We start from the raw sequence: 25,398 nt of genomic DNA on the forward strand, positions 1-25,398 counted from the left end.
CTCTCCTTATGGGTTCAGATCTTCTCGACCGTGATCCGTACGCGGTCGCCTGCCTTGAGTCCATGACCCTTCGGGATATCGATGTTGAACCAGAGTTGCTCAGGGTTCTGTTCCCCTTCACTTTTCGGACCCTGCTGCATAATGCAGTCTTTGAACTCGTTGATCCTGGCAACAAACTCGATCTCAGACTCGAAAGAGACAATCGATTCCATACCTAAAAATCGCGGGCGTATATATTAATCATGCCGCCCTGGGGCAGACCATCCATGTCGTCGAGTTTGAATAACTCCACCTCTGGATCTCAAGTTCCTCACAGATCTCTGAGAGGATGGCGAGGTTTGTGCCGACCTCCTTTGCCGAGAGTCCGAGGTCGTGGGCAATGTACTTCGACTTGAAGTAATGCTTGCCTTTTCTTAGACCTCCCATGAGATATTGGACAATCCGGTCCTGTGTATTGTTATAGTTTTCCCGGATACTCTTATTGTTACCCATATCGATACCTCAACTTGTTAGTCCTATCAGCATTTCTTTATATATATCTTGTGCTTTTCCCCGCCCCTCTCCCGGTAAATGGACATTTAGGGCACCTGCGTCTGTTATATGGTCATTAAAAAAGATGAATCTATTTTCTCGTCATCACAAGGATGCCAAGAGAAAGTGCGGCAAGAACGGAGATCAATGTCAACGGGGCCTGAGTAGGCGTCGTGGCCGGCACCGTCCCGGTCGTCTCAGGAACCGAGGTCTCCGGCGCCGTCGTTTCGGTTGCTGTCTCCGTTGGTGCGAGCGTTGTCGGGGCCGTCGTCGGCGTCCCGGTGATGGTCGTGGTCGTCACCGTCGGCACCGTAGTGTTGACCCCGATCCTGTCGCCCGAATAGAACGTGACGACATTCGAGTCCTCCGCGGAGTCGGCAAAACCCTGCGGAGAGCGCCACTCCGCCCGGACCTGATACTCCCCCTCCTGCAGTCTGTCGAGGACGATCGGCCCCGCCATGCCCGGATCGTCGGTATAGATATGCGTGGCGGTGATCGGGAGATCTGAGAGATCCTGCCCCTTGAACGTCGTCAGTTCGGCTCCGTCCGGGGTCGTGACCACGATATCCACCGAGGCATGCTCGTCACCGGCGACGTACTGGGTGCCCACATATAAACTGATCACCTTGAAGGCGATCGCCGTCCCGGTCGGGATGGAGATCCCCTCGATCCGGTCGGCATGGTTCGGGGCGGCGAGGACAGGTTCGATCCTGAGGTCAGGATACCTGACCATGATTCTCTTCCCGGTCCGGGCGTTATCTTCCCTGCTGTAGGCATAATACAGCCCGGTATCCTCCTCGACCAGGGCATCGTCGAGATCGAAAGCGGTCTCGTCGGGGATCGAGATCCTGTTCTGCTCGCCCTTCCCGGTATCGTCGTCATAATACTTGACCAGCGCCGTCACCGGGTTATCGGTCGTCTGGTTCCTCAGGGCCGAGAGGTTCAGTCCTTCTTCATAGACAAATACCGTATCTCCGGGTTCGATATCGGAGATCGTATCTCCCCGTGCCGAGACCGGCGCGATTGCCGCCGACACCAGCAAGAGAAGACAGCAGACGATGCCGACCCCCGAAATCCCGGTATATATGCTTCGTACCATAGCAATTCCTCCGATGAAGTACTACCTCAGGGCCGCCGCATATATCCCTTTCGCCGCAGGACGGGGCCAGTTGAACATGGCACGACAGGGAAAGAAAAGAGTACCAGAAGGGTACTGTATGACCCCGACCTCTCTTTTCCGTGAAGGAGAAGAAGAGGTCCTGAGCCTTATTCAGTCCTCGGACTGCTCGGGCAGGGACGTTTCCACCGGCACGCGGCCGATCTTCTCGACCAGTCCGGCGAGCGCCGCCTCGCGCATCCCTTCGACGAACTTGATCGACCCGACCACCAGGTGACCGCCGCCGCTGATCCCGCCGCCCCGGATCTCGTCGTGGAGTTCCCTGACCATCTGCGGGATGTTCATCATCACGCCGCGGGAACGGAGCACCGCAAAGTCGGGGCCGAAGCCGAGCGTGACCACCGGTGCGCCGGGGTGCTGCCGACAGAGGCGGTCGTGGATCTCGCCTGACGTCTTGCCCGGCGGCGGGAACGTGAACCTGTGGGCAAAGAGTTCCACATCGATCCTGAAGAGATACGCACCGTTCGGGAGCATCTCCTCGGTGACATTGGGCATGGACGCATCCATCTGGTTCTCGATGGCGGCGTTCGCCTCCTCGACCAGGAGATTGACGATCTTGTCCTGCAGATCCCGTTCGCCGTCCACGTTCAGGATGTCCTTGACGATCTCCCTGCCGTCGTTGAACCGCAGCCAGAACTGCTCGTAGTCCAGGGCCAGGGCGATGTCCTTGCAGACATCCTCGGTGTACTCGTCGGCGATGAGGTCAAGGTAGCGCTGCCTCTCCGGCGCCTCGCTCCGGTCACCCACACCGGCGACCGCCGGGAAGTGTCTGATCCGGTCACTCACACCCGGGAAGATGAGCCGTGCCACCTCGGTCCCGAGCATCCCGGCCGTGATCCCGAAGTCGGCACCCACATGATAGGGGTTGACATGAGCGACGACGTAATCGTCGACGATCGCGTCGGGGTGGTGGTGGTCGACGACGATGATCGGGAGGTCATAGACTCTGGCCACCTTCATCGCCGGGATATCCTCTTCGGTGGACCCGTTGTCCATCAGGACGATCAACGGCAACTTCTGCCCGAACCGCACGTTGTCCTTCAGGGCGAAGTCGAGATCTCTCGTGATGTCCTCGATCTCATAGAAGGGCGCCTTCGACGGCGAACGCTTGAAGAGATAATATGCCGTATCCAGGTCGTTGCCCTCATCTTTGATGAGAGAGACCACCGCCTGCTCGACTGCGACCGCCGCGCTGATCCCGTCGGCATCGGCATGGTGGCGGAGGATGATCGGCTGGGCCTCGAAGACGGCGCGCCTGATCCGCTTGGCGACCTTTCTCATCTCAGGGCGCAGTTGCTCCATCGCCTCGCTCTCGATAAGGAGCGGGATCTCCTCGGGCTCGGAACGCGCGTCGAGCGCCGCCTCGATCCGGTCGTGAACCCTTTGTGCGTCCTCGCCGGTGAGGGCCTCCATGGCGCTGACCTCGATCTGGAGCTGGTTCTGCCGGCGCATCACTTCGCCGACGACAAAGACCGAGTCGCCGAGTTCGACCTCAGGGTAGGCGCGCACGCCGGCCTCGACAAAGGCCGCGGCGTTCCCGCTCCCGGTCGCGTCGACCAGGGTGAAGATCGTCGGCCCGCTCGTCTGCTTGATCTGGGCGACCGTCGCCTCGAGGGTGACATCGCGCCCGACCTGCGAGGCCAGGTCGCCAAGCCCGGTCACCGACACCCGTCTGGTCACCGTCTCAACGCGGTAGACCGTGGGAGCGACCTCGGCGAGATCGATGTTCCCGTTGTTCCTGATGTTGATGACCTGCACGAAGATCTGTTCCTTCTCCTCGTGGGTGCCGATGATGTTGCTCTTGTGGACCAGACCTTTGAGCCTGGCATTCAACTGGACAAAAGTGCCGAAGTTCGCAAAGCCCTGCACGATCCCGGCATAGACCTTGCCCTCTTCGACCTCCCCCAACCCGCAACCCGGGCCGAGAGAGTATACAATCATATCTTCCTGGTTTACCATTTCCTTAACTCACTTGACTGTAACAATGTTTATGTATTCTCACCTGAACAAAGAGATGCAAGACGTTCTTCGCCGTCTCTTCTCCCTTTTGCGATAATACTATCGCCGGCATGGAGCCGTTCGTCGCGGCCGGGACGATACTTCCAGCGTTCTCCGCCGCGTTTGACCGCCAGCACGACCATGCCGGTGACGGTCGCAAGCGACGCCTCCTTGAGGCTCCGGCCGGCAAGGGCGGAACCATTCTTCACCTTGAGGTGGGTGATGATCTCGTCCGACTCGCGCACGATCAGCCTGAAGACCGGGGGGATCTCGATGTCCCTGAGGAGCACTTCGGCGATCGCGGAGGCCGCATCCGAGATGGTCTCGGCAAAGGAGGAGAGATAGAGGAGGCCGCGGAGATATTCCACGTTCTCGATCCTCTTTGAAGCCTCAAGAACCCACAGGTCGAACTGATAACGCATATCCTCCATCCTTTCGTCGAGGGCGACGACCTCCTGGGCCACGTCCTCGTTGGTGAAGAGGAGAGAGGTGTATGCAAGTCCGACCGCGAGTTCGGAGAGGTTCTTCATCTCGATCATCAGGGCGACGGCGCGGTCGAGGTCGTCGACATATCCGGCCTTTGCCGCTTCTCTCTTCGCTTCCTGGACCACTCCGGCCATGATGTGGAAGGGGGGGATGCCTGCCTCAAGCCCTTTTGCAAGGAGGATGTCGCCGGCGGCGACCTGCGAGTACTTGTCGGGATCGTAGATCCATCCGTTCCCCCGCCTGATGGCGATGACGCGCATCCCCGATCTGCTCTGCAGTTTCACCTCGCCCAGCGTCTGGCCGGCAAGGGCCGACTCCTGCTGGACCTCGACCCGCACCGTGACCTCCTCGGCCGCGGGCAGGGCGTCCCTGAGTTTCTGCGGGAACTTGGCTCCTTTCAGAATGAGTTTTGCGACCTCGGAGGCCGAGTTCGAGATCCGCTCGGCCGACTCTGCGATCTGCAACAGCCCGCTCATCGACTCGGCCTCCTCCACCCGCCGCGCCCCGAGCATCGCCGAGATGCGGGCCTGGTAGACATGCCGGTTCATGATCTCTTCAAGGTTCCCCACCTCGCCGGCGATGTCCCGGCTTTCAAAAAGAATGGCAGAATAGGCGAGGTCAACCATCAGTTCAGAGATATCCTTCATCTCGATGAGGACATCCTTGAGGCTGGTCGGCTGATATTCGACTTCCATCATGGTCAGTACCGTCTTCCATTTCGATATTGTCCCGAGGGTATATTAACTCCTAGTTGCGCACATCGGTCCGGGGACGGTATGGAAGGCTGTCGACCCCTCCACCTCCTTCCTCCCACGAGGCTCTCAGGCAACCGGGTGAAGGAACGGCATGATCTTCTGGAGCGCGGGGATCGATCCGTTTCTTCGATCTCGGATTGTCCTGAACCGCATCGGTGGTGCATCTCAGAGAGGTCACTTCAAAACCATCCGCCCGGAGGCGCGGACGAAGGGGGTTTGGGAGGCACGGCGTGCTTTGAAGTTGTCGTCACCCGGCGCGAGAGATCAGGTGAGTATTCTCGCCCTTCTGATCCCATGCCTTCCCTCATGAATCGCGCCGGGGGCGCTGCCCCCGAAGACAAACCCTCCTGCTCTCATCACGAGGAGAGGCCCTCCCCACCCGCTTCACAGGAGCAGGTTGATCACCGAGATGAGAACCACTGCCCCCAGCAGGTCGATCACCGAGGTGATCACCGGGATCCCGAAGTTGTCAGGGTCAAAGCCGTACCTGAACGAGATGCTGGCCGTGAGATAGGCGATCCCGTTGACGATGCTCATCACCACGACCCCCGCGCCGACGGCGATCCCGACCATCGTGAGCAGACCCGGCGAGGTTGCCCCGAGGAGGAGGGCGGCGCCGTGGGCGAGGGCGGCCATCAGCGGGAGGAGGATGAGGGTGAAGAGATAACTCTGGACAAACTGCATCCCCACGGCGCGGGAGGGACGGATGGACGGGCCGATCAGTCCGAGGTGCATCCAGGTTCCAAGGCGCGAGCAGAGGATCCCCCCGATCGATCCGCAGATCCCGGCGAAGGGTGGGATGAGGATGAGAAGCGCTCCGACAGAGACGAGACGGTCGAGGTCCATGGTATAAGTAACCCCTGCGATCGTCCCGAGGACCGAGAGCCCGACCAGGAGGGGCAGGATCTCGGAGACGATCTCTCTTGCCCGCGCCCCGTGCATCCACGAGTACACCGTTGCAACCGCGGCGACAACGAGGACAAGGGCGAGGAGGGCCATCCTCCACCCCATGGGGAGCGCGGTGACCGTCACCGCCGTGACGGCCAGCACCGGGATCGTGACCAGGTCGCCGAGGGTCGTCACCGCCGGGGCGGCGATCATGTCCATGTCCACCCCGCGCCGGTACGAGAGGACCGAGACCAGGACCGTGAAGCCCATCACGATGAGTCCGGAGAGGATCCCGGCGATCACCGAGATGAGGACAAGGTCGCCGGCAGGGATCACCTCGATCCCGAACGCCCAGGCTGCAAGCTTTGCAATGAACCCGAGGGCGATGGCGGTGGCGACCGTGAGAATAAATGAGGCGTGCAGGTTCTCGGCAAGGACGCCGCCCCGGCAGTCAGGGGCGAACTCGCCCAGGTGCATCGAGGAAGAGAGACGTGAGGCGAGCACCCCGGAGATGCTGCCGCGCATATTGATCGTCGGGGGGACGAGGACGAGCAGGCCCGGGAGGAGAGCGAGAGTCTCACGTATAGAGGAGAGATATGACCCGGCGACGACGGCGATGGCTGTGCTGACCAACAGTGCCAGAAAGCCCGTCAGGAAGAGGCGCTCTTCGCGCCCCAGTCCGTTTCCCAGTCTCATCTTCGCTCTCCGCCATCTTCATCACTCTCTGAAAGGAATCTCGACCATCGTCAGGTCCGGTGGTGCGATCACTTCGCCTTCAAACCTCTTTCGTGCATCCTGTATATGGTTTGCCGTTGACGTGTAGCGCGAGCTGATATGAACGAGGGCCAGAGCGTGCGCTTCCAGTGCCGCCGCCGCTTCGCCGGCCTCCCCTGACGTGGAATGATAGACCTCGCTCGCCCGTTGCCGCTCGGTATCGTCGAAGGTGGCATCGTGGATGAGGAGATCCGCATCTTCCAGACCGTCGCGCGGCCCGTGGTGGAGGGGCCTCGTGTCTCCGGTATAGATGATCGTCCGTCCTGAGCGCGCCCGGCCCAGGATCTCTTCGGGCGTGACCGTCACCTTCTCTCCCTCATGTTCCACCGTCACCGCCTCGCCCCGCTGGAGCCTGCCGAAGAGCGGACCCGGCGGGACGCCGAGTTCGATCGCCTTCTCCCGGTTGAACCTGCCCGGCCTCCCGTCCTCCCTGAGGACATAGCCGAGGCTCGGCATCCCGTGACAGGTGGCAAAGGCATCCACCTGGTAGCCGTCGAAGCGCACCGTCGAGCCCGGACCGAGCCTGACCGGCTGGAGGTCGAAACTGAGTTTGGTCCTGCCGAGTTGCTGCATATGCTCGACAAATTCGTAGACGCCCTCCGGCCCGTAGATGATGAGCGGCTCGGTCCTGCCATTGAACGACATCGTCTGGACAAGACCGAGCACGCCCAGGAAGTGGTCGGCATGCCAGTGAGTGATGAAGACGGCGTCCACCAGGAACCCGGTCCGCGCCCGCATCATCTGCTGCTGGGCCCCTTCCCCGCAGTCGAAGAGGAGGGTGTCCGAGCCTCGCCTCACCATGATGCAGGGCGGGTTGCGGTTCGGCGTGGGAAGCGCCCCGGCGGTGCCGAGGAAGTAGACCTGCAGAGTCTCGCCGGCTATACGAACCACCTCCTGAAGGTTGCAAGGCTTCGTGTCGCCTCTTCAAGGTTGCGTCCCTCGACGACGGCGACCTTTCCCCGGTACCCTGCTGCGACGGCGCGCCCGACCTTCTCCCAGTCGATCGTCCCGTCACCGAGGGCAAGGTGCTCGTCCGAACTGCCGTGGTTGTCGTGGATATGGATGTGGTCGGCGGTATCGATCTGTTTGAGGAACCCGTCGACCGCCCTGACCGTGTTGGCATGGCCCAGGTCGAAGGTGACGCCGACCCCCTCGATCCCGTCGGTGATCCCGAGGAGTTCGTCGGGGTCATGGCAGAGGAACTCAGGGATGTTGATCATATTTTCGAGACAGGCTTTCACCCCGTGTTCCTCGCCGCACTTCCCGATCAGGCGGAGGGCTTCCTTTTGCAGGCCCCAGATCTTGCCGGGCAGGAGTTTTCCCGCAGGCGAGAGATAACCGGGGTGGATGGTGACCCGGTCGGTGAGGTCGGCGGCGTGCTCGACGCACGCGCAGATCTGGCGCACCGACTCCTGCCAGATGGGGTCGTTGATCGAGGCGAGGTTGAGATCGGCGTAGGGTGCGTGCACGGTCACGTCGAGGTGCGTGCTCTCGACGACATCGAGGATGGCCTGTTTGTTCTCCGGTTTATCGAGGCGGTAGTTGCCGTCGGCTGAGATCTCCCACCCAGCATACCCGACTTCCTCGATCCCGAAGACCCACTCGACCGATTCCCAGACCTTTGAAGATGAGGAGAAATAGGGAACGACGCTCACGGACACCCCTCCATTGCCCCGATGAGACGGGCGACCTTTGCCGTGTATTCTTCCATGCCGCTTTCGTTTGCGATCTCGACATCGGCCATGGCCATCGCCTCGCCCAGGCCCCACCCGAGTTCGCGCTCGTCGCGTATGCGAAGGGCCCCGGCAGAGTCGACGTCGTCGACGCGGCCCCGCTCCTTCAAGCGCCCGAACCTCGTCTCGAACGAGGCCGTGACCGCGACGAGGAGGAACGCGGGGAAGTGCTCCCTGAAGATCTCGACCTCCGCGCTCCCCCGGATCCCGTCGATGACCACGATGGGTGCGTCCTGTTTCTCGACGAAGGGTATGCTCTTGAGAGCGATCGCCCCCATGCCGTGTTCCGCACGGAGGTCCGAGGAGACCTTCCCCATGTTGGCGTCGCTCATCTCAAGCCCGGCCTCGACGACGGCGGCCCTGATCACGTCGCCCATCACCACGACCGGGATGCCCCTGGCCTCTGCGATCTTTGAGAACTCTCCTTTTCCGCTCGCCGGCATTCCGACGATCCCGATGACCTTCATCTTACGTGCTCCTGCTCGATCCTGCTGACATCAATGCTCTCCGCCCTGACGATCCGTCTGCCCTCGTAGACGACCTCGCCGTCCTCTCGCGTCCTGATCTTCACGGTCCGCCCCAGGCCGTCGGCGATGGCCGCAAGTTCGTCGAAGGTGAGGGGGGCGACGCCGGCGATGACGCCCTGCTGGAGGACGAAGTCGACGCCTTTTGCGTCCTGTGCGATATACCGGATCTCGTCCTCGCATCCCCTGAAGGTCGTGACCACGGCCTCGAACTCGGGGAGGGCGCCCCGGCGAGAGGCTTCCGTGCAGAGGTCGAGCGACTCCTGCACGCGCTCCTTGAAGTCCTGTTTGAGGAGGTTGTTGTACCGGCGCCATGTGGTCTTGACATCGAGGGCGATGTGGTCGACGAGGTTTTCTTCGAGGAGGGCCCTGATGGTGCCCGGATAGACGCCGTTGGTCTGAAGACCGACGCCGAGTCCCATCTTCTTCGCGCCCGCGGCCAGGGCGAGGAGGGCCTCTTTCTGCATCGTCGCCTCGCCGCCCGAGAAGACGACGCCGGTGGCCAGGAGGGTGGACTCCCGGATCATCGCGAGTACCTCGTCGACCTCCCGCTCGTCTTTTCCTTCCAGGATCGCGGTGTTCTGGCAATAATGGCACCGCACCGGGCAACCGCGCAGGAAGACCGTACAGACGGCCTTGCCCCTCCAGTCCACAGTGCTGAGCGGGACAAAGCCCCCGAAGTTCACCTTCAAAAAAACCACCTTTGAGTATTATGGGCGAGCAGTTTAATAGAAACTATCGAACGTCCCATAGAAGGGGCGGGCGGCCCCTACGGATGGTCTTTCCTGAACCCTCCGGCGGGCACGACGATCTCGAACCTCGCGCCCTTCCCTTCTTCTCCCTTCTCCCTGATGGACATGCCGGTGATGCCGAGGATCTCCCTGACGAGGAAGAGACCGAGCCCGGAGTCCTGCCGGCCGAAACCTCTGGAGAAGATCTGCTCCTTGAGGCCTGCGGGGATGCCCTTGCCGTCGTCCTCGAAGACGATGATGCCCTTGTCGTTCTCTTCATGGAATGAGACCCTGAACGCCGTGGTCCCCTCCCCGTGGCGGACGGTATTGTCCACGAGATTGAAGATGACCTTCTCGAAGAGGGGGTCTGCGAAGACCTCAACTCGACCGGTGAGTATATCGATCTCCAGATCCCCATGGGACGCCTGCTCTCCTGCAAACCTGGCGATTTTCCCCACGCACTGCCATGCCGGTGCTTTCACGCCCATGCTTTCGTAGTCCTGCATGAAGACGACCTGGTCCCTGATCGTCGAGGTCGCGGTGGCCACATGTCTGACATATCCCCTGAATGTCTCGTTTCCCCCCATCTCATCCTCGATCAGTCCCATATAGGCGGCAATGATGCTGATCTGGTTGAGGAGATCGTGCCTGGTGATGCTGTACAGGAGGTCGAGTTTTTTGTTCGCCTCATCGAGGGCCTTCCTGGTCCGGTGCATCTCGGTAACATCCCTGGCAATGCCGGTCGCCCTGATGGGACGGCCCTCCTCGTCGCGGGCCGTCACCTTTCCAATGACATTCACCCACCGCCATGTTCCGAGTTGGCATCGTTCCCGGCACTCGGCCTCATAGTAGAGCATGGCGTCATCCTTGACCTCTTCCATACTCTTCACCAGCAGAAGGTAATCTTCAGGATGGATGCGTTGTTCAAGGGTCGATACGTGTGTCTCCTCCTCCGGGGACGGGAAGGACCGGTCATTTATCCAGTCATGAATTATTAACAACTCGCCTGTTGCGACGTTCCAGTCCCAGACACCGAGGGATCCGCCTTCGATGGCGAATTTCAATCGTTCCTGTATCTTTTTCCGTGCCTGTATCTCGATCTTGAGTTCTTTCCACCGCCTCAAGGAGAAGATGGTGAGTCCGACCGAGAGGAGGAGGGCCGCGGTGAGGAACTCGTCGAGTTCCCATTGTTCGTATGTTCTGGTGAACCCCACCAGGAGTTCGAAGGCGTCCATAGATGAGGCGATCAAAAAGAGCATGGCTCCGACTATGAGAAGGACCAGCGCATCGCGTCCGGCGGGCGTACGGTGGAAATTGATTGGGGGTAGAGACAGGTTCACTCAAGGGGAGCATTTCTCAGACAATATCATAAAACTTTCTAAGTATTTAATTTGTTGAAATAAGATAATAATGGAAAAATGGAGTTCTTATGGGGTCATATGTCCATGTTAAGTACATTTGGCCATATTTGCCTGCCATGGTCGCCCGGGCGGCGGCACATCCGGAGCATATCCCGGAGTGTTGGAGGGTTGAACATTCATCCGGACCGAAGGGTTCTCACATGGCAGGTCATCACTCAACCGTCGGATCTGTAGACTCCCTTGATGAAGTTCCTCATGACAGGGGGAGAGAGGGCGGTGATTTTTCAGAGGGTGTCCCCCTCCTCTGCCGATCCGTCACACAGGGGCAAGGGTGTGATCAGCCCCTCATGGTCACTCCGGAAGAGGAATTACCATGAAAAACTTTTCATGAGGTATGCCTGAGGCGTGCTTTCGCTTCATGAGCAATTCAACAGAGCCGGAATTTTAAACATATCTTTCCCGCCCGGGAAAAATTTCCCTGCTCTCTTCTGACGAGGATCGGCGTGAAGGTGGTAGTTCCATTCCGGGTAATTCCACTTGTTAAAACGTAAACAAATTTACTTGATCGGAGAACAAGCAAAATTTAGCGGGGATTGGGAAAACAGAGAGTTTATCACGGAGTTTCCCCAATCTAAGAGGCATGGGATTGATTGAGGACGCAAAACGCGGCATCGTCACCGAAGAGATGAAGATCGTCGCAGAGAAGGAAGGCGTCACCGAGGACTTTGTCAGGCGCGGCGTGGCCGAGGGCCACATCACCATCCCGGTCTCTCCGTACCGGGAAATTAAGATCTGCGGTATCGGCGAGGGGCTCCGCACCAAGGTGAACGCCTCCATCGGAACCTCAACAGATTTCGTGGACATCGACATGGAGATCGAGAAGGCGCGGCAGGCCGAACTCGCCGGCGCCGATACCCTCATGGAACTCTCCACCGGCGGCGACTTCCTGGAGATCAGGCGCCGGGTCATCGAGGCGACGACTCTCTCCGTGGGGAGCGTGCCCCTGTACCAGGCCTTCATTGAGGCCGCACAGAAGAAGGGCGGCGTCGTCTTCATGGACCCCGACGACCTCTTCAGGATCACCGCCGAACAGGCGAAACTCGGCACGAACTTCATGGCCATCCACACCGGGATCAACCTGGAGACGATGAAGAGACTCCAGAACCAGGGTCGGCACGGCGGCCTGGTCTCCCGCGGCGGTGCGTTCATGACCGCATGGATGCTCCACAACGAGCAGGAGAACCCGCTCTATGCCGAGTTCGACTACCTCCTGGAGATCCTCAAGGAGCACGAGGTCACCCTCTCCTTCGGCAATGGCATGCGGGCCGGCGCCGTCCACGACGCCACCGACCGGGCGCAACTCCAGGAACTGATCATCAACGCCGAACTCGCCGACAAGGCCAACGACTTCGGCGTGCAGACGATCATCGAAGGGCCGGGCCACATCCCGCTCGACGAGATCCAGGCGAACGTCGTCGTCCAGAAGCGGGTCACCAACAGGAAGCCCTTCTACATGCTCGGCCCCCTGGTCACCGACATCGCCCCCGGCTACGACGACCGGGTCGCCGCGATCGGCGCTTCCCTCTCCTCGGCCTACGGCGCCGACTTCATCTGCTACGTCACTCCGGCAGAGCACCTCGCCCTCCCCACCCCCGAGGAGGTCTACGAAGGCGTGATGAGTTCGAGGATCGCCGCCCATGTCGGCGACATGATCAAACTCAAGAAGCGCGGCGACGACCTCGAAATGGGCCATGCCCGCCGCGACCTCGACTGGGACCGGCAGTTCGCGGTCGCCATGAACCCTGAGCGTGCGAAGAAGATCAGGGACGAGCGGATGCCCGCCGACACCGACGGCTGCACGATGTGCGGCGATTACTGCGCCCTCAAGATCGTCAACAAGAATTTCAACTTCTAAATTTTTTTTAGAATCTTTTTTTTCAGTTCTGTAGAATTTTGCATGAGGCGAGCGCCCGCCTCAAGCATACGCGATGAAAATATCAGATCAGATCTGGATCGATTCTTGACCCTCATCCTTGCGTTCGAGGAGTGAATCGAATTCGAGTATCATGCCGCCCCCACGTATCTTCGGTCCGTGGGGGGTCCGGGGGGTGAACCCCCCGGCGCGAGATGGCAGGGAAATTTCGACGATTGGGGGCGGCCGATCGGATCGACGCGCCTTCCCTATCAAAACCGATAGTGCCGATCTTCGAGATCATTTTCATAGTAATTGCTCATGAACCTGCGGTTCAAGCATACGCTATGAAAATTTGGGTGGGTCCGGGATGCCCTCCTCAACCGCCACCGCCCTCTCGAAAATATGGACACGCCGTCAGGCACCGGCTGCAGACCATCTCTGCGTCCCGGGCCATGCGGTTGACCAGCCACTCAGTCAGGGGCGCTCCGGCGCGGCTCTCGAAGAGGACGCCGAAGAGGGGTCGCACCGGCGCCGGGATCGCATGGGTCACGTTCCTGCAGCGGAGAACGTCCACTCCCTCTTCATTCAACGCCCCCGTAGGGCAGGCCTTGATGCACCGGTTGCACCGGCGGCATCGGGGCGGCGACACCGCCGGTCTCTCCACGTGCAACTCCTTCTCCGTCACCACCGCACCGAGCGCCACGCGATTTCCGGACCGCGAGGTGATGAGGAGCGTGTTCCGCCCGATGCTCCCCATACCCGCTTCTGCGGCCAGATGCTTCAGGGAGAGATACCCCATGATCCTCCTGTCCCGCACCCGCACCGGGAAGAAAGACGGAACTGCGATGGAACGGTATCCCTCGTCCTCGAGTGCTTTCACAAGCAAAAAAGCGATCTCGTCAAGGCGTCCGATGACGCGGTGCAGCCGCCCGGTCTTCTCTCTGCTCGCGAGCGAGAATGTCTCCGTCGGGATTTCCAGTCCGAAGATTATGACGGTTTTTGCGGAGGGCAATAGGTTCCGGGGATGATACCCCTCCGGTGCAGAGCATTCGGCCGCGGCCAGGGTGGCGTAGAGGTCTACTCCCTCGGTGTGGAGAAGATGTTCGAGGGATTTTCTGGATTTCTGGAGAGGAGAGGATCCGGAGTGCATGGGGGTATCAGGATCGGCATGTGTTTTTGTTTGTTTTGTATGGGTGGTGATACGGGAAGTCCGTTGGTATCCGGGTGATCCAGGATCGGAGACCCTCGGCGCGTATGGTGTGGGAAGGCACGATGATCAGGCGTGCCGCCCTCATCGCAGAACTTTTCCCCCACAATCTCACGCCGGGGGGCCTTGCCCCTCGCCAGACCCCCCACGACGAGGATAGGCGGGGGCGGCGATGAAGCGACGTCTCCACCAGTTATCCTGTCTTGAAAAAGAGCGATCGAGCGACGAGAAATTTTCATCGCGTATGCTTGAAACGAAGGTTCATGCCCGATTCTACAGGGATCGTTTTCTCATCCGCGTTTCACAAAAACAGGAGAAGAGGAGATCAGTACAACCCCTTCCCGAGTTCAGGGACCGCAGGGATGTACTGGAAGAACGTCCCGGTTCCTTTCTCTCCTTCCACAGTTCCACCGAAGAAGTACGCCGGTTTGAGATAGGGTTGCTCGTCCCGTGGAGGACTTGCATAATACCCAATTTTGATCTCGTTTATGGTCGCTTTTTGTGGTGAACTCACCGCGGTGACGATGCCGGTCTGTTTGAGTTCTTCGATTGCTATCTCAGGAGAGATGATCTCGAACTCCCTGTACGGTTCGGCCTCGCGCCAGCGCTTGAAGACTCTGAGGATATCTCCCTCTCCACCAACGGTGACATACATCCAGTTTCCGAAGACCGGGAGGTTGTTCAGCGTGCCAGTGAATGAGACCTGAGTGTCTTTATAAGTTTGAATGGACGTACCGTCGGTATGATTTGAGAAAAATCCCTCACCATGCGCAACACTCGAATACACTGCTCCTTCAGGCATAAGATCGTGAGAGGTGAGGAACTTCTCGGCGATCTTCTGTGCCTCCTCATCGTCTGGGAGATGTTCTGGGAAATCTCGGTATCCTTCACCTTTGTTCCACCGACTATACCAGGTATAGGACAAACAACCTCCCTCCTTTTCAAACTCAAATGTATAGGGATCGCCTTTGATGGAGTATGACAGTACCCTCTCTTCAAGTGGTCCGGACATCCCGAACTTCTCCGCCATCTTCAGCGCGTCGTCTTTTGACACGGCGGTATCAACCGTCTTGTAGACCATGACCTCTTCTAGAGATCTGGGAAGGGGAATATCAAAAGTGATCTCCGGGATCTTCTGCGTAGGATAGAGCCCGGTGGGATCGTGGTGCAGGTCTTTATCCTCCTCGTATGGACACTCTGCTGGCAAAAGTGCCGTCCCGCCAATGATCAGCAGGAGGACGATCAGTCCGATTATGATCTGTTTCATTTTTTCATCTGAGTTTCACAAAAATAGGAGAAGAGGAGATCAGTACAGCCCCTTCCCGAGTTCAGGGACCGCGGGGACGTACTGGAAGAACGTCCCGGTTCCTTTCTCTCCCTCCACCGATCCACGGATGGAATAGGTCGGTTTTAAGTACGGCTGTTCGTCTCCAGGCGGGCTCGCATAGTAACAGAGTTTGATTGTGTCGATGGTTGCTTCCCTGGGAGAACTCACGGTCGTGACGACCCCGGTCTGTTTGAGTTCTTTGATCGCGTTCTCAGGGGATATGATCTTGAACTCCCTGTACGGTTCGGCCTCGCGCCACCGTTTAGCGACCTTAAGGATATCACCATCTCCACCAACAGTGACATATATCCCATTTCCGGCCACCGAAAGGTTGCTCAGCGTGCCGGTGAAGAGAACTTTACTGTCTTTATACGTGACAATAGGTGCTTCTCCCTTATGGTTTGAAAAGATTCTCTGACCATGTGATACACTCGAATAGATCGCTCCCTCAGGCATGAGATCATGGGATGTCAGGAATGTTTCGGCAATCTTACGTGCTTCCTCATCAGTCGGGAGATATTGGGGTCGATCTCTTGTGTTATATCCTTTCCATCTCCCCTCCCATGTGTATGTCATATAACCGGTTTCTTTCTCGATCTCGAACGTGTAGGGATCATCTTTGATGACATACCAAATCCCGCTCCTACTCTCTTCAACCGGTCCGGACATTCCGAACTTCTCTGCTATCTTCTGTGCATCGTCCTTTGATACGATGGTATCGACTGTCCTGTAGACCATGACTTTTTCGGGGTATTCGGGGAGGGCGATGTCGCAGGTGACCTCGGAGATCTCCTGTACGCCGTACGGTCCGACAACTTCAATCCCCCTGTGTACGTCTTCATCTGACTGCGGATGTTCCACCGGCAGCAGCGTCGTCCCGCCGATGATCAGCAGGAGGACAGCAAGTCCGATTGCGATCTGTTTCATTTTTTCATCCGCGTTTCACAAATACAGGAGAAGAGGAGATCAGTACAATCCCTTCCCGAGTTCAGGGACCGCGGGGACGTACTGGAAGAACGTCCCGGTCCCTTTCTCTCCCTCTACCGATCCACGGATGGAGTAGGTCGGTTTTAAGTACGGCTGCTCGTCTCCAGGCGGGCTTGCATAGTAACAGAGTTTGATTGTGTTGATAGTTGCTTTCCTGGGAGAACTCACGGTCGTGACGATCCCGGTCTTTTTGAGTTCCTCTATCGCCTCTCCGGGAGAGAGGATCTCGAACTCTTTATAGGGTTCGGCCTCCCGCCAGCGCTTGCAGACTTTGAGAATGTCACCGCCCCCGCCGATGGTGACAGAGATCCCGCTTCCGGCCACCGAAAGGTTGCTCAGAGTGTCGGTGAAGAGGACTTTACTGTCTTTATAGGTCTGAATGGATGTACCGTCAGTATGATTCGAAAAGAACCCCTCCCCGTGCGATACACTTGAATAAACAGCACCCTCTGGCATGAGATCATGAGAGGTGAGGAACGTCTCGGCGATCTTTCGTGCTTCTTCGTCGGTCGGGAGGTTTTCGGGGCGATCTCTGGGGTCCACCCCGGAATAGCGGCCGGTCCACGTATAGGTCATATACCCGGCTTCTTTCTCGATCTCGAGTGTGTAGGGATCATCTTTGATGACATACCATATCCCGCTTCTACTCTCTTCAACTGGGCCGGACATCCCGAACTTCTCCGCCATCTTCAGGGCATCGTCCTTCGATGCGGTGGCGTCTGAACTCTTGTAGACCATGACTTTTTCGGGGTATTCGGGAAGGGCGATGCCGCAGGTGACCTCGGAGATCTCCTGTACGCCGTACGGTCCGGCAACTTCAATCCCTCCGTGTACGTCTCCATCTGCCTGCGGATGTTCCACCGGCAGCAGCGTCGTTCCACCGATGATCAGCAGGAGGACGATCAGTCCGATTGCGATCTGTTTCATTTTTTCATCCGCGTTTCACAAAAACAGGAGAAGAGGAGATCAGTACAACCCCTTCCCGAGTTCAGGGACCGCGGGGATGTACTGGAAGAACGTCCCGGTTCCTTTCTCTCCCTCAGCAGTTCCACCGAAGAAGTACGCCGGTTTGAGGTACGGCTGCTCGTCCCGTGGAGGGCTTGCATAATACCCAATTTTGATCTCGTTTATGGTCGCTTTTTGTGGTGAACTCACCGCGGTGACGATGCCGATCTGTTTGAGTTCTTCGATCGCGTCCTCGGGGGAGAGGATCTCGAACTCCCTGTACGGTTCGGCCTCGCGCCAGCGCTTGAAGATTCTAATGATATCTCCCTCTCCACCGACGGTGACATACATCCAGTTTCCGAAGACCGGGAGGTTGTTCAGCGTGCCGGTGAATGAGACCTGCATATCTTCTGAAGAGACGATGGATGTATTTTTTTCTGCATCTAAAAAGTGTCCCTGACTATGCCGTACGCTCTTGTAGATCGCCCCTTCGGGCATGAGATCGTGAGAGGTGAGGAACGTCTCGGCAATCTTGCGCGCCTCCTCGTCGGTCGGGAGATTTTCGGGGCGATCCCTGGGATCTACATTGTTCCACCTACCATACCAGGTATAAGATAAGCAACCCCCTTCCTTTTCAACCTTAAATGTATAGGGATCACCTTTGATGGAGTATGACAGTACCCCCTCTTCAAGTGGTCCGGACATCCCGAACTTCTCGGCCATCTTCAGTGCATCGTCTTTTGACGCGTTGGTATCGACTGTTCTGTAGACCATGACCTTTTCAGGATATTTGGGGAGGACGATGTCGCAGGTGACCTCGGAGATCTCTTGGGCGCTGTACGGTCCGGTAACTTCAATCCCCCTGTGTACGTCTTCATCTGCCTGCGGACGTTCCACCGGTATCAGTGCCGTCCCGGCGATGATCAGCAGGAGGGCGACCAATCCGATTGCGATCTGTTTCTTTATCATCGAAATCATTCCTTCATGCATAAATTTACTTCGTACTGGAAATTCGGCGGATCGCCGGGCGGGTTGATCGACGACCCGTACCCGTAAATGTGGTCGTCAAGACAATCCGGCGTACTCAGATCGCCGTCGATGTCGGCGGCAAGAATCGCCGACCGAAGACTGCCGTCATTCGGGAACACGTACTGATCCGTCGCCGCGGACCACGCCTCCCAGATGGTTTCTCCGTCCATCAATTGCTGTGCAAAATACCAACCCATATCAGGGTGAGCGCCTCCGATAGTGTCGAAGCCGCAGATGGAGTGGAGCCCCTCGAAGGCGTCTTCCCAGTGTTCTCTTGTCGTTGCATTGAGGGTGCTGCATGACCCGAGGACGATCCAGTCGGTCTTCGTGTTGCCCCAGCGCACCTCGTCGTAGTTCAGGCTGTAATCGTCGGAAGCCGTCCCGAAGGCGAACCCATCCGACCCCCCATGCCCTACAAAGAAGGCCATGTGCGCGCTGTCGCTGTAGTCAGAGTCTGCCCCACCGAAGGCAGGATCTTTCCAGTGCCGTTCCATAGCGGCGTCATTGCCGTTGATGAACTTCCCGTTCCATAAACTTGAAGAGGTGAGAGTGTCGTAAAAACCCTCGGCTTCGTCATCGGCGCTTGGAAGGGGGTCCATTGCGCCATGGTAGTCCCCCACCCATTCGGCGCAGCAGGAATAGGTCCTGTAGCGCGGGTAGGTCAGGTCTCCCTCCTCCGCCATGTACACCCAGTACCCCTTTCCTGGAAACATCAGGCGCTGGTCGCTGTGGCTGCCGGTGCCGTCCCTTTCCATGCTGACTTCGTCTGCCTGTGTTCCTGTATCATACCCATGTGCTTTTGACCAGGCACTCCCGAGGGGGAGGAGCATGTCCCGCGCGCAGGCCTGGTGCACATCCCAGAAGCCGATGGCATTCCAGCCTGAATAAAGGTGTTTTACCGGTGCCCTTTGTTCCTGCTCAGGTTTGAAATGCAGCCGAATCCGATATGGTCCTGTTGAGTAGATCCATACCCCCTCAAGCGGCCTGAATTCGTCTTGCGAGCCCATCGCTTCCCATCGGTCATTTGCCCCATCATAGTGGAAGATGGAATGACCGCCCGAATCAACGTCTTCGAAGATTTGCATCGTGTCATACCCGTCGGCAAGTTGGAGTGGTGTCGAGACGACATTCCATCCCTCATAAAGTATCAGGGAATTCGATGTTGGATCAAAGGCGGTTGCCGGATACAACGCGCCTCCGTCCCGTGCTGTCGGGGATTCCGACGGTCCTCATCCCGGGGGATGGGGAGGAGTCAAATTCTCTGCGGCGAGAGTATCGACAGCGGTCGAAACCGCTGCCGCCCCTGCGGCAGGGATCAGCATTGCTGTTGATAGCAGGAGTATCAACACTACCCCGCTGTTCCAGAGTGCTGTTTCTTGTTTCATGCGTTTCACTCTCCTTGATAGGCGTATGTCCGAAAGGCATGAAACGGAGTTAAATAGAGAGAGTTCTATACTGGGTCATGCCCTCGGGCAACACCGGCGTTCGGTTCTGGTCTGGAAGCCTGCCCGGATGCCGGTGGGATACCAATCCCTGGTATCCGCGAGTTAGAATAATTCATTCTTATATATCTGACTTTTTAATTTATTAAATGGCAGCTTTTGATAAGCCCATTAAGTATCGGAGATTTCATGAACTATATTGAGAAAAGATCCTAAAAATATGCTTGAGAAGACCGGCTGTCTTCGAAGAACTTCCGACGAAAGCGAGAGGGATGAAGTTTGATTTATATTCGCTCCGAGCATGGGATTTTTGACAAAGCCAAAAAGACAGAAAGATAACCCCCGCCTCCCAATCTCCTCCCATGAAACCGACGACACAGAGAACCATCGACGACTTCCTCTCCCACGCCGACGAGATGGCCGACGACGTCCTTGCCGGCACCGAAGAATGGCTCGGCACCGTCCCCTTCATCTTCAAACTGATGCGCGAACGGCCCGAGGCCTTCGTCTTCTCGGCGCTCGGCGACTACAAGACCGCCCGCCCTGCGAGCCTCGATGCCCGGACCGCGGAACTCGTGGCCATCGCCGCGGCCGCAGGTGCCGGCGCCGACAAGTGCGTGAGGGTCCACATCGGGGCGGCCCTCAAGGAAGGCGCCACCCGCGACGAGATCCTGGACACCATCCTCATCGCCGGGGTCATCGGCAAGACCCGCGTCCTCGCCGACGCCCTCCGGTCATTCCAGGAATCGTTCTGAACGGCGGCTCTGAAGAATCGCTCATGAGGCGAGCGCACGCCTCAGGCATACCGCATGAATATTGTTCTGAACGGATCTCCGGGGTGTGGAAGGATCCTTGATCCCTCTCAATCGCCGCCCCTCGGCGCGAGACGGCGGTGAAGATTCTACAATCGGGGCGGCACGTCTGATCACCATGCCTTCCCCTATCTTCACACCGGGGGCGCTGCCCCCGAGACCCACGACCATTTTCATCCCATGTGCTTGAGCCCGGGGATCATGCCCAATACTACACGGCCCGAACAACGGATTTATCCCGGATCTTGTCCAACGCCTCAGGGATGAGCGCTGTGCCGGAACCGGAGAGACAGGCCGTAGAGAAGAAGGCGTTGAGAGAGCAGGTCAAGGCACGCAGGGCCGCCCTCTCCACCGACGAGATCAGAGAAAAGAGCGGGGCCATCTCGGAGCGCCTCCTCCCCCTCCTGGACGGGGCCGGGACGGTGATGCTCTATGCCTCCAAGCCCCCCGAAGTCGAGACCGCAGGGCTCATCGACGCCCTCATCGCAGAGGGCAGGAGGGTCGTCCTCCCGATCATCGAGAAGGAGACCCATACCCTCCGCCTCTCTTCCATCCCCGACCGGAGCGTGCTGGTCGAGAGCACCTTCCATGTCCCCGAACCCATCGGCCACGAAGTCCCGGTCGACCCGGCCGACCTCGACGCCGTGGTCGTGCCCATGGTCGGGTTCGACCGTGTCTGTAACCGCCTCGGCTACGGCGCCGGATACTACGACCGCTTCCTTGAGGCCAACCCCGGCCTGACCGTCATCGGGGTCGCCTTTTCATGCCAGGAACTCCCGTCCATCCCGAGCGAACCCTTCGACCGGCGGATGGACCGGATCATTACCGAAGGTGAGTGCATCGCCTGTCCTCCCTGAAAAGGGCACGCACAATTTTTAAATACTGGTTGCACTAACTTGTAGTAAGTCACTCTCAACGAGGTGCAACGATGCCAAAAGACCAGGTTGAAGTCATCGTCAAAGAAGCATATCACGAGGACGCAGGCCGGGGGATTGCGCGCGTCGGGATCGACGTGATGAAGGCCCTCAACCTCGTCTCCGGTGATGTGATCGAGATCCAGGGCCGCGAGAAAGCCGCGGCCATCGTCTGGCCCGGCTATCCCGAGGATACCGGCCGGGGAATTGTCAGGATCGACGGCAACATCAGGAGCGACGCACGGGTCGGGATCGACGATACCGTCAGAGTCAGAAAAGTGGAGGCAGGCTACGGCCAGAAGGTGGTCATCCAGCCCACCCAGCCGATCCGGCTCGTCGGCGGCGAACAGTATCTCCGCCGGCTGATGGCCGGGCGGCCGGTCTTCGAGGGACAGTCCTTCAGGATCAACGTCCTCGGCAACCCCCTCACCTTTGTCATCTCAAAGGTGACCCCGCGGGGAATCGCGATCATCACCGACACGACCGAGATCGAACTGAAGGAGACACCGTACAAACCTGAAGAAGGAAAACGCAAACCGGTCTCCGACGTCCACTACGAGGACATCGGCGGACTGGGTCGGGAACTCGACATGGTCAGGGAGATGATCGAACTCCCCCTGCGCCACCCCGAGATCTTCGAGCGCCTCGGGATCGAGCCCCCGAAGGGCGTGCTTCTCTACGGCCCGCCCGGCACCGGCAAGACGCTCATCGCCAAGGCCGTCGCCAACGAGGTGGACGCCCACTTCATCTCGATCTCGGGCCCCGAGATCATGAGCAAGTACTACGGCGAGTCTGAGGAACGGCTGCGCGAGGTCTTCGAGGAGGCCCAGGAGAACGCCCCGACGATCATCTTCATCGACGAACTCGACTCCATCGCTCCGAAGAGGGAGGAGACGAAGGGTGAGGTGGAGCGCCGCGTCGTCGCCCAACTCCTCGCCCTGATGGACGGGCTCGAGACCAGAGGACAGGTCGTGGTCATCGCCGCCACCAACATCCCCGACGTCCTCGACCCGGCGCTGCGCCGGGGCGGACGGTTCGACCGCGAGATCGAGATCGGGATCCCCGACAAGAAGGGGCGGCACGAGATCCTCCAGGTCCACACCAGGGGCGTGCCCCTCGCCGAGAACGTCGACCTCGACCACCTGGCAGAGATCACCCACGGTTTCGTCGGGGCCGACGTCTCCCTTCTGGTGAAGGAGGCGGCGATGCACGCCCTCCGCAAGGTGATCCCGAAGATCAAGGCAGAGGAGGAGATCCCCGCCGAACTGATCGAGGAACTGAAGGTGACCGGAGAGAACTTCGACGAGGCCCTCAAGCACGTCGAACCCTCGGCGATGCGCGAGGTGCTCGTCGAGGTGCCCGACGTGAAGTGGACCGACGTCGGCGGGCTCGAAGAGGTGAAGGCCGATCTCACCGAGGCGGTGGAGTGGCCGCTGAAGTACCCGGAGGTCTTTGCCAGGTTGCAGACCAAACCGCCCAAGGGCATCCTCCTCTTCGGCCCGCCCGGCACCGGCAAGACGTTGCTTGCCAAGGCGACCGCAAACGAAAGCGAGTGCAACTTCATCTCGGTGAAGGGGCCCGAACTCCTCTCGAAGTGGGTCGGCGAGTCTGAGAAAGGCGTGCGAGAGATCTTCAGGAAGGCACGGCAGGCGGCGCCGTCGATCATCTTCTTCGACGAGATCGATTCCCTGGTGCCGCGGCGCGGCTCGTACTCGGACTCGACGCATGTCACCGAGAGCGTCGTCTCCCAGCTCCTCACCGAACTCGACGGCCTGGAAGAACTCAAGGATGTCGTGGTCCTGGGTGCGACGAACCGGCCCGACATGCTCGACGAGGCCCTGATGCGCCCCGGCAGGCTCGACCGCGTCGTCTATGTCCCGCCGCCGGACAAAGAGAGCAGAGAGAAGATCTTCGAGGTCTACCTCCGCGGCACCGAGGGACTCCTCGCCGCCGACGTCGACGTCGACGCCATGGTGGACCGGACCGAGGGCTTTGCCGGCGCCGACATCGAGGCGGTGGTGAGAGAGGCGAAACTGGCGGCGATGCGCGAGTTCATCGACGCGATGCGGGACAAGTCGCCGCAGGAGCGCGACGACGCCGTTGCGAACGTGCGGGTCACGAAGAGACACTTCGATGCGGCCTTCGAGAGGGTGAAACCCTCCCTCCCCAGGGAGCGGCTCGAAGAGTTCGAGAGGCTCTCCTGGGAGATCCTGTACTCGGGCGAACAGCGGGCCGCCCTCGAGAAGGCCTCTTCCCTCGTCAAGCGTGCCGGCCTGGTCAAAGAGGCCGGGAAGGACGAAAAGATCAAGGATCTGGTCGGGGCCCTGGAGGCCGCAACCTTTGCCAGGAAGAAAGACTTTGCCGGGATCAGGCAACTCACCGAAGACCTGGAGACAAAACTCGAAGCGTTCAGGAAAAAACCGACCTTTGCGGGCATCACGCCCCCGATGAGCGGAGCCTGAACGCGCTCAAGATCCGCCCACCTTTTTTTCAGGGGATGGAAATCCTTCCTGATGGCTCTGTTGAATCGGGCGTGAACCGGGAGCACGCCTCAGGCATACTGCATGAAAATTGTTCAGAGCGAGTTCCAGGGTGTGGAAGGATCTTTGATCCTTCTCAATCGCCGCCCCTCGGCTATCTTCGCCGTGGGGGGTCCGGGGGGCAACGCCCCCCGGCGAGAGACGGCGGTGAAGATTCTGTGGTCGGGGCGGCACGTTGGATCATCACACCTTCCCCCCTCCTCGCGCCGGGGGCGCTGTTCCCGAACTCCGGGGATGGCGATAGGGACGGGAAGGCGGAGGGCTGATCGTTCAGAGTGTCTGTTTCTCCTTGTGAGGATGACAGGGCGAAACTTCCATATATGGCCTCCGTGGCCGCCTGAACTTCCCATTCCCTCAAACTTCGGACAATTTATCCCCAATATCCAATAAAGTGGATGAAAAATGCGCCCTTGAAATGCCTAATCTATAAATATCATGGTTGGCGATTACTGACTATGAAGGTGAAGTGGGCCGTCATCCTCGCTCTCCTCCTCGTCGGAACCGCTTTTTTTCTCTCCGACAGGATTGCAGAGGAACCTGAATTCCTCAACGAGCACGTCGCCGGCACCGGGGCCGCCGTCGCCGGGGTCTTTCTCTCTGCCGGTCATGCAGGGCCGGCCCTCGACTGCGTCGAATTCTTTGCCGCGGCCGACCCCGACAACCCCGACCTCCTCTGGGTGAAAGGCGACGCCCTCTCTGCCGCAGGCCGGTATGAGGAGGCGGTCGTCTGCTATGACACCGCCCTTCTGAACGATCCCGACGACCCCGCGATGCTCGTCGGGAAGGCGAACGCCCTCTCGATGTCCGGCGAGTTGGAGGAAGCCCTCGAAGCCTGCGAGCAGGCGCTCGCCAGCGAACCTGAGGCGATGGCCGCCCTGGACAAGGCCGGCTACCTCAACCTGCGCCTGGGCAGATATCTCGAGGCCGCCGACTGCTATGACACCGTCATCGAGGCGCGGCCAGGGGACGCGGCGGCCTGGATCAGGCGCGGGGACGCCTTCATGTACATCTCCCTCAGGCAGGAAGAACAACTCAAAGAGACCTACCGCACCCTCGGCACCCCCGGAGCCGGAGCCGCCGCATCTTTCCCCAACATCGACCCCTACATGGAAGCGATGGAGTGCTACAACCAGGCCATCGCCCTCGACCCCAAGACCGCCCCCTTCCTCGCCGCCAGACTGGTGGCGCGTTCAGAGATCACCGTAAAGACCTGCGAGGAGATCCTGGATAACCTCGGTAAATAGGACGGCATTCCGGCGTCCTGATCCACCTCCCTTTTATCCGGAGAGGCGCCCGGCCTCTTCCCCCCCAGTAAAACATAA

The 25,398-nt window shown here is 59.1% G+C and carries 22 protein-coding genes; 5 read left to right on the forward strand and 17 right to left on the reverse strand.

Annotation, left to right across the window (positions count from 1 at the left end; all coding sequences use genetic code 11):
• Window positions 1-14 precede the first annotated feature (14 nt).
• The 11 genes from RJ40_RS00425 to RJ40_RS00475 form a co-directional block, all read right to left on the reverse strand.
• Window positions 15-212, reverse strand: a complete 198-nt coding sequence (locus RJ40_RS00425) for a hypothetical protein (protein ID WP_265581369.1) — start codon at window positions 210-212, stop codon at window positions 15-17.
• Window positions 213-240: 28 nt separating this feature from the next.
• Window positions 241-492 carry a DUF7123 family protein gene (locus RJ40_RS00430; RefSeq protein WP_265581371.1) on the reverse strand — a complete coding sequence of 84 codons (252 nt, stop codon included), beginning with the start codon at window positions 490-492 and terminating at the stop codon, window positions 241-243.
• Between the two features lie 130 nt (window positions 493-622).
• Window positions 623-1,630 (reverse strand): DUF3821 domain-containing protein, encoded by a 1,008-nt coding sequence (locus RJ40_RS00435; protein ID WP_265581372.1) that lies wholly within the window; start codon window positions 1,628-1,630, stop codon window positions 623-625.
• A gap of 171 nt (window positions 1,631-1,801) precedes the next feature.
• On the reverse strand, window positions 1,802-3,667 hold the full coding sequence (locus RJ40_RS00440) for a DHH family phosphoesterase (protein ID WP_265581373.1): 1,866 nt from the start codon (window positions 3,665-3,667) through the stop codon (window positions 1,802-1,804).
• Between the two features lie 29 nt (window positions 3,668-3,696).
• Window positions 3,697-4,890 (reverse strand): potassium channel family protein, encoded by a 1,194-nt coding sequence (locus RJ40_RS00445; protein ID WP_265581374.1) that lies wholly within the window; start codon window positions 4,888-4,890, stop codon window positions 3,697-3,699.
• A 441-nt stretch (window positions 4,891-5,331) separates the two neighbouring features.
• The gene (locus RJ40_RS00450) at window positions 5,332-6,531 is read right to left on the reverse strand and encodes a magnesium transporter (RefSeq protein ID WP_265581375.1); all 1,200 of its coding nucleotides are present in this window, start codon (window positions 6,529-6,531) and stop codon (window positions 5,332-5,334) included.
• Between the two features lie 21 nt (window positions 6,532-6,552).
• Window positions 6,553-7,491, reverse strand: a complete 939-nt coding sequence (rnz, locus tag RJ40_RS00455) for a ribonuclease Z (RefSeq protein ID WP_265582587.1) — start codon at window positions 7,489-7,491, stop codon at window positions 6,553-6,555.
• Window positions 7,488-8,264 (reverse strand): sugar phosphate isomerase/epimerase family protein, encoded by a 777-nt coding sequence (locus RJ40_RS00460; RefSeq protein ID WP_265581376.1) that lies wholly within the window; start codon window positions 8,262-8,264, stop codon window positions 7,488-7,490. The genes rnz and RJ40_RS00460 overlap by 4 nt, the downstream gene beginning before the upstream one ends.
• Window positions 8,261-8,809, reverse strand: a complete 549-nt coding sequence (locus tag RJ40_RS00465; protein WP_265581377.1) for an AAA family ATPase — start codon at window positions 8,807-8,809, stop codon at window positions 8,261-8,263. Before RJ40_RS00465 ends, RJ40_RS00460 begins: the two co-directional genes overlap by 4 nt.
• Window positions 8,806-9,552 (reverse strand): anaerobic ribonucleoside-triphosphate reductase activating protein, encoded by a 747-nt coding sequence (locus RJ40_RS00470; protein WP_322743906.1) that lies wholly within the window; start codon window positions 9,550-9,552, stop codon window positions 8,806-8,808. The genes RJ40_RS00465 and RJ40_RS00470 overlap by 4 nt, the downstream gene beginning before the upstream one ends.
• A gap of 83 nt (window positions 9,553-9,635) precedes the next feature.
• Window positions 9,636-10,856, reverse strand: a complete 1,221-nt coding sequence (locus RJ40_RS00475) for a sensor histidine kinase (RefSeq protein ID WP_265581379.1) — start codon at window positions 10,854-10,856, stop codon at window positions 9,636-9,638.
• A 742-nt stretch (window positions 10,857-11,598) separates the two neighbouring features.
• On the opposite strand from RJ40_RS00475, the gene thiC reads away from it, so the two are divergent.
• Window positions 11,599-12,873 (forward strand): phosphomethylpyrimidine synthase ThiC, encoded by a 1,275-nt coding sequence (gene thiC / locus RJ40_RS00480; RefSeq protein WP_265581380.1) that lies wholly within the window; start codon window positions 11,599-11,601, stop codon window positions 12,871-12,873.
• Between the two features lie 376 nt (window positions 12,874-13,249).
• On the opposite strand, the gene RJ40_RS00485 is transcribed toward thiC, so the two are convergent.
• From RJ40_RS00485 to RJ40_RS00510, 6 genes are all read right to left on the reverse strand, one after another.
• Window positions 13,250-14,023, reverse strand: coding sequence for a 4Fe-4S binding protein (locus RJ40_RS00485; RefSeq protein ID WP_265581381.1), 774 nt, complete (start codon window positions 14,021-14,023; stop codon window positions 13,250-13,252).
• 382 nt (window positions 14,024-14,405) lie between these two features.
• Complete coding sequence (locus tag RJ40_RS00490; protein ID WP_265581382.1) at window positions 14,406-15,347, reverse strand: hypothetical protein; 942 nt, start codon at window positions 15,345-15,347, stop codon at window positions 14,406-14,408.
• A 39-nt stretch (window positions 15,348-15,386) separates the two neighbouring features.
• The gene (locus RJ40_RS00495) at window positions 15,387-16,334 is read right to left on the reverse strand and encodes a hypothetical protein (protein ID WP_265581383.1); all 948 of its coding nucleotides are present in this window, start codon (window positions 16,332-16,334) and stop codon (window positions 15,387-15,389) included.
• Window positions 16,335-16,373: 39 nt separating this feature from the next.
• Entirely contained in the window at window positions 16,374-17,321 is a 948-nt protein-coding gene (locus tag RJ40_RS00500) for a hypothetical protein (protein WP_265581384.1), read from the reverse strand.
• A 39-nt stretch (window positions 17,322-17,360) separates the two neighbouring features.
• Window positions 17,361-18,308: a hypothetical protein gene (locus RJ40_RS00505; RefSeq protein ID WP_265581385.1), complete on the reverse strand. Its 948-nt coding sequence runs from the start codon at window positions 18,306-18,308 to the stop codon at window positions 17,361-17,363.
• A gap of 5 nt (window positions 18,309-18,313) precedes the next feature.
• Window positions 18,314-19,558, reverse strand: a complete 1,245-nt coding sequence (locus tag RJ40_RS00510; protein WP_265581386.1) for a DUF6345 domain-containing protein — start codon at window positions 19,556-19,558, stop codon at window positions 18,314-18,316.
• 614 nt (window positions 19,559-20,172) lie between these two features.
• On the opposite strand from RJ40_RS00510, the gene RJ40_RS00515 reads away from it, so the two are divergent.
• From RJ40_RS00515 to RJ40_RS00530, 4 genes are all read left to right on the forward strand, one after another.
• Complete coding sequence (locus tag RJ40_RS00515; protein ID WP_265581387.1) at window positions 20,173-20,565, forward strand: carboxymuconolactone decarboxylase family protein; 393 nt, start codon at window positions 20,173-20,175, stop codon at window positions 20,563-20,565.
• A gap of 320 nt (window positions 20,566-20,885) precedes the next feature.
• A complete protein-coding gene (locus RJ40_RS00520) occupies window positions 20,886-21,479 on the forward strand; it encodes a 5-formyltetrahydrofolate cyclo-ligase (protein WP_265581388.1) in 594 nt (197 codons plus the stop codon).
• A 71-nt stretch (window positions 21,480-21,550) separates the two neighbouring features.
• Entirely contained in the window at window positions 21,551-23,998 is a 2,448-nt protein-coding gene (locus RJ40_RS00525; RefSeq protein WP_265581389.1) for a CDC48 family AAA ATPase, read from the forward strand.
• Between the two features lie 533 nt (window positions 23,999-24,531).
• Complete coding sequence (locus RJ40_RS00530) at window positions 24,532-25,320, forward strand: tetratricopeptide repeat protein (protein ID WP_265581390.1); 789 nt, start codon at window positions 24,532-24,534, stop codon at window positions 25,318-25,320.
• Window positions 25,321-25,398: the final 78 nt, after the last annotated feature.

This window comes from Methanofollis aquaemaris, from assembly GCF_017357525.1.
Classification (GTDB): domain Archaea; phylum Halobacteriota; class Methanomicrobia; order Methanomicrobiales; family Methanofollaceae; genus Methanofollis; species Methanofollis aquaemaris.

Coding starts and splice junctions, on each gene's coding strand:
- RJ40_RS00440 (WP_265581373.1), bottom strand. CDS start 3,667: ATGGTAAACCAGGAAGATATGATTGTATACTCTCTCGGCCCGGGTTGC.
- RJ40_RS00525 (WP_265581389.1), top strand. CDS start 21,551: ATGCCAAAAGACCAGGTTGAAGTCATCGTCAAAGAAGCATATCACGAG.
- RJ40_RS00425 (WP_265581369.1), bottom strand. CDS start 212: ATGGAATCGATTGTCTCTTTCGAGTCTGAGATCGAGTTTGTTGCCAGG.
- RJ40_RS00450 (WP_265581375.1), bottom strand. CDS start 6,531: ATGAGACTGGGAAACGGACTGGGGCGCGAAGAGCGCCTCTTCCTGACG.
- RJ40_RS00495 (WP_265581383.1), bottom strand. CDS start 16,334: ATGAAACAGATCGCAATCGGACTTGCTGTCCTCCTGCTGATCATCGGC.
- RJ40_RS00505 (WP_265581385.1), bottom strand. CDS start 18,308: ATGATAAAGAAACAGATCGCAATCGGATTGGTCGCCCTCCTGCTGATC.
- RJ40_RS00465 (WP_265581377.1), bottom strand. CDS start 8,809: ATGAAGGTCATCGGGATCGTCGGAATGCCGGCGAGCGGAAAAGGAGAG.
- RJ40_RS00445 (WP_265581374.1), bottom strand. CDS start 4,890: ATGATGGAAGTCGAATATCAGCCGACCAGCCTCAAGGATGTCCTCATC.
- RJ40_RS00430 (WP_265581371.1), bottom strand. CDS start 492: ATGGGTAACAATAAGAGTATCCGGGAAAACTATAACAATACACAGGAC.
- thiC (WP_265581380.1), top strand. CDS start 11,599: ATGGGATTGATTGAGGACGCAAAACGCGGCATCGTCACCGAAGAGATG.
- RJ40_RS00515 (WP_265581387.1), top strand. CDS start 20,173: ATGAAACCGACGACACAGAGAACCATCGACGACTTCCTCTCCCACGCC.
- RJ40_RS00435 (WP_265581372.1), bottom strand. CDS start 1,630: ATGGTACGAAGCATATATACCGGGATTTCGGGGGTCGGCATCGTCTGC.
- RJ40_RS00475 (WP_265581379.1), bottom strand. CDS start 10,856: ATGCTCTTTTTGATCGCCTCATCTATGGACGCCTTCGAACTCCTGGTG.
- RJ40_RS00485 (WP_265581381.1), bottom strand. CDS start 14,023: ATGCACTCCGGATCCTCTCCTCTCCAGAAATCCAGAAAATCCCTCGAA.
- RJ40_RS00500 (WP_265581384.1), bottom strand. CDS start 17,321: ATGAAACAGATCGCAATCGGACTGATCGTCCTCCTGCTGATCATCGGT.
- RJ40_RS00490 (WP_265581382.1), bottom strand. CDS start 15,347: ATGAAACAGATCATAATCGGACTGATCGTCCTCCTGCTGATCATTGGC.
- RJ40_RS00530 (WP_265581390.1), top strand. CDS start 24,532: ATGAAGGTGAAGTGGGCCGTCATCCTCGCTCTCCTCCTCGTCGGAACC.
- RJ40_RS00520 (WP_265581388.1), top strand. CDS start 20,886: ATGAGCGCTGTGCCGGAACCGGAGAGACAGGCCGTAGAGAAGAAGGCG.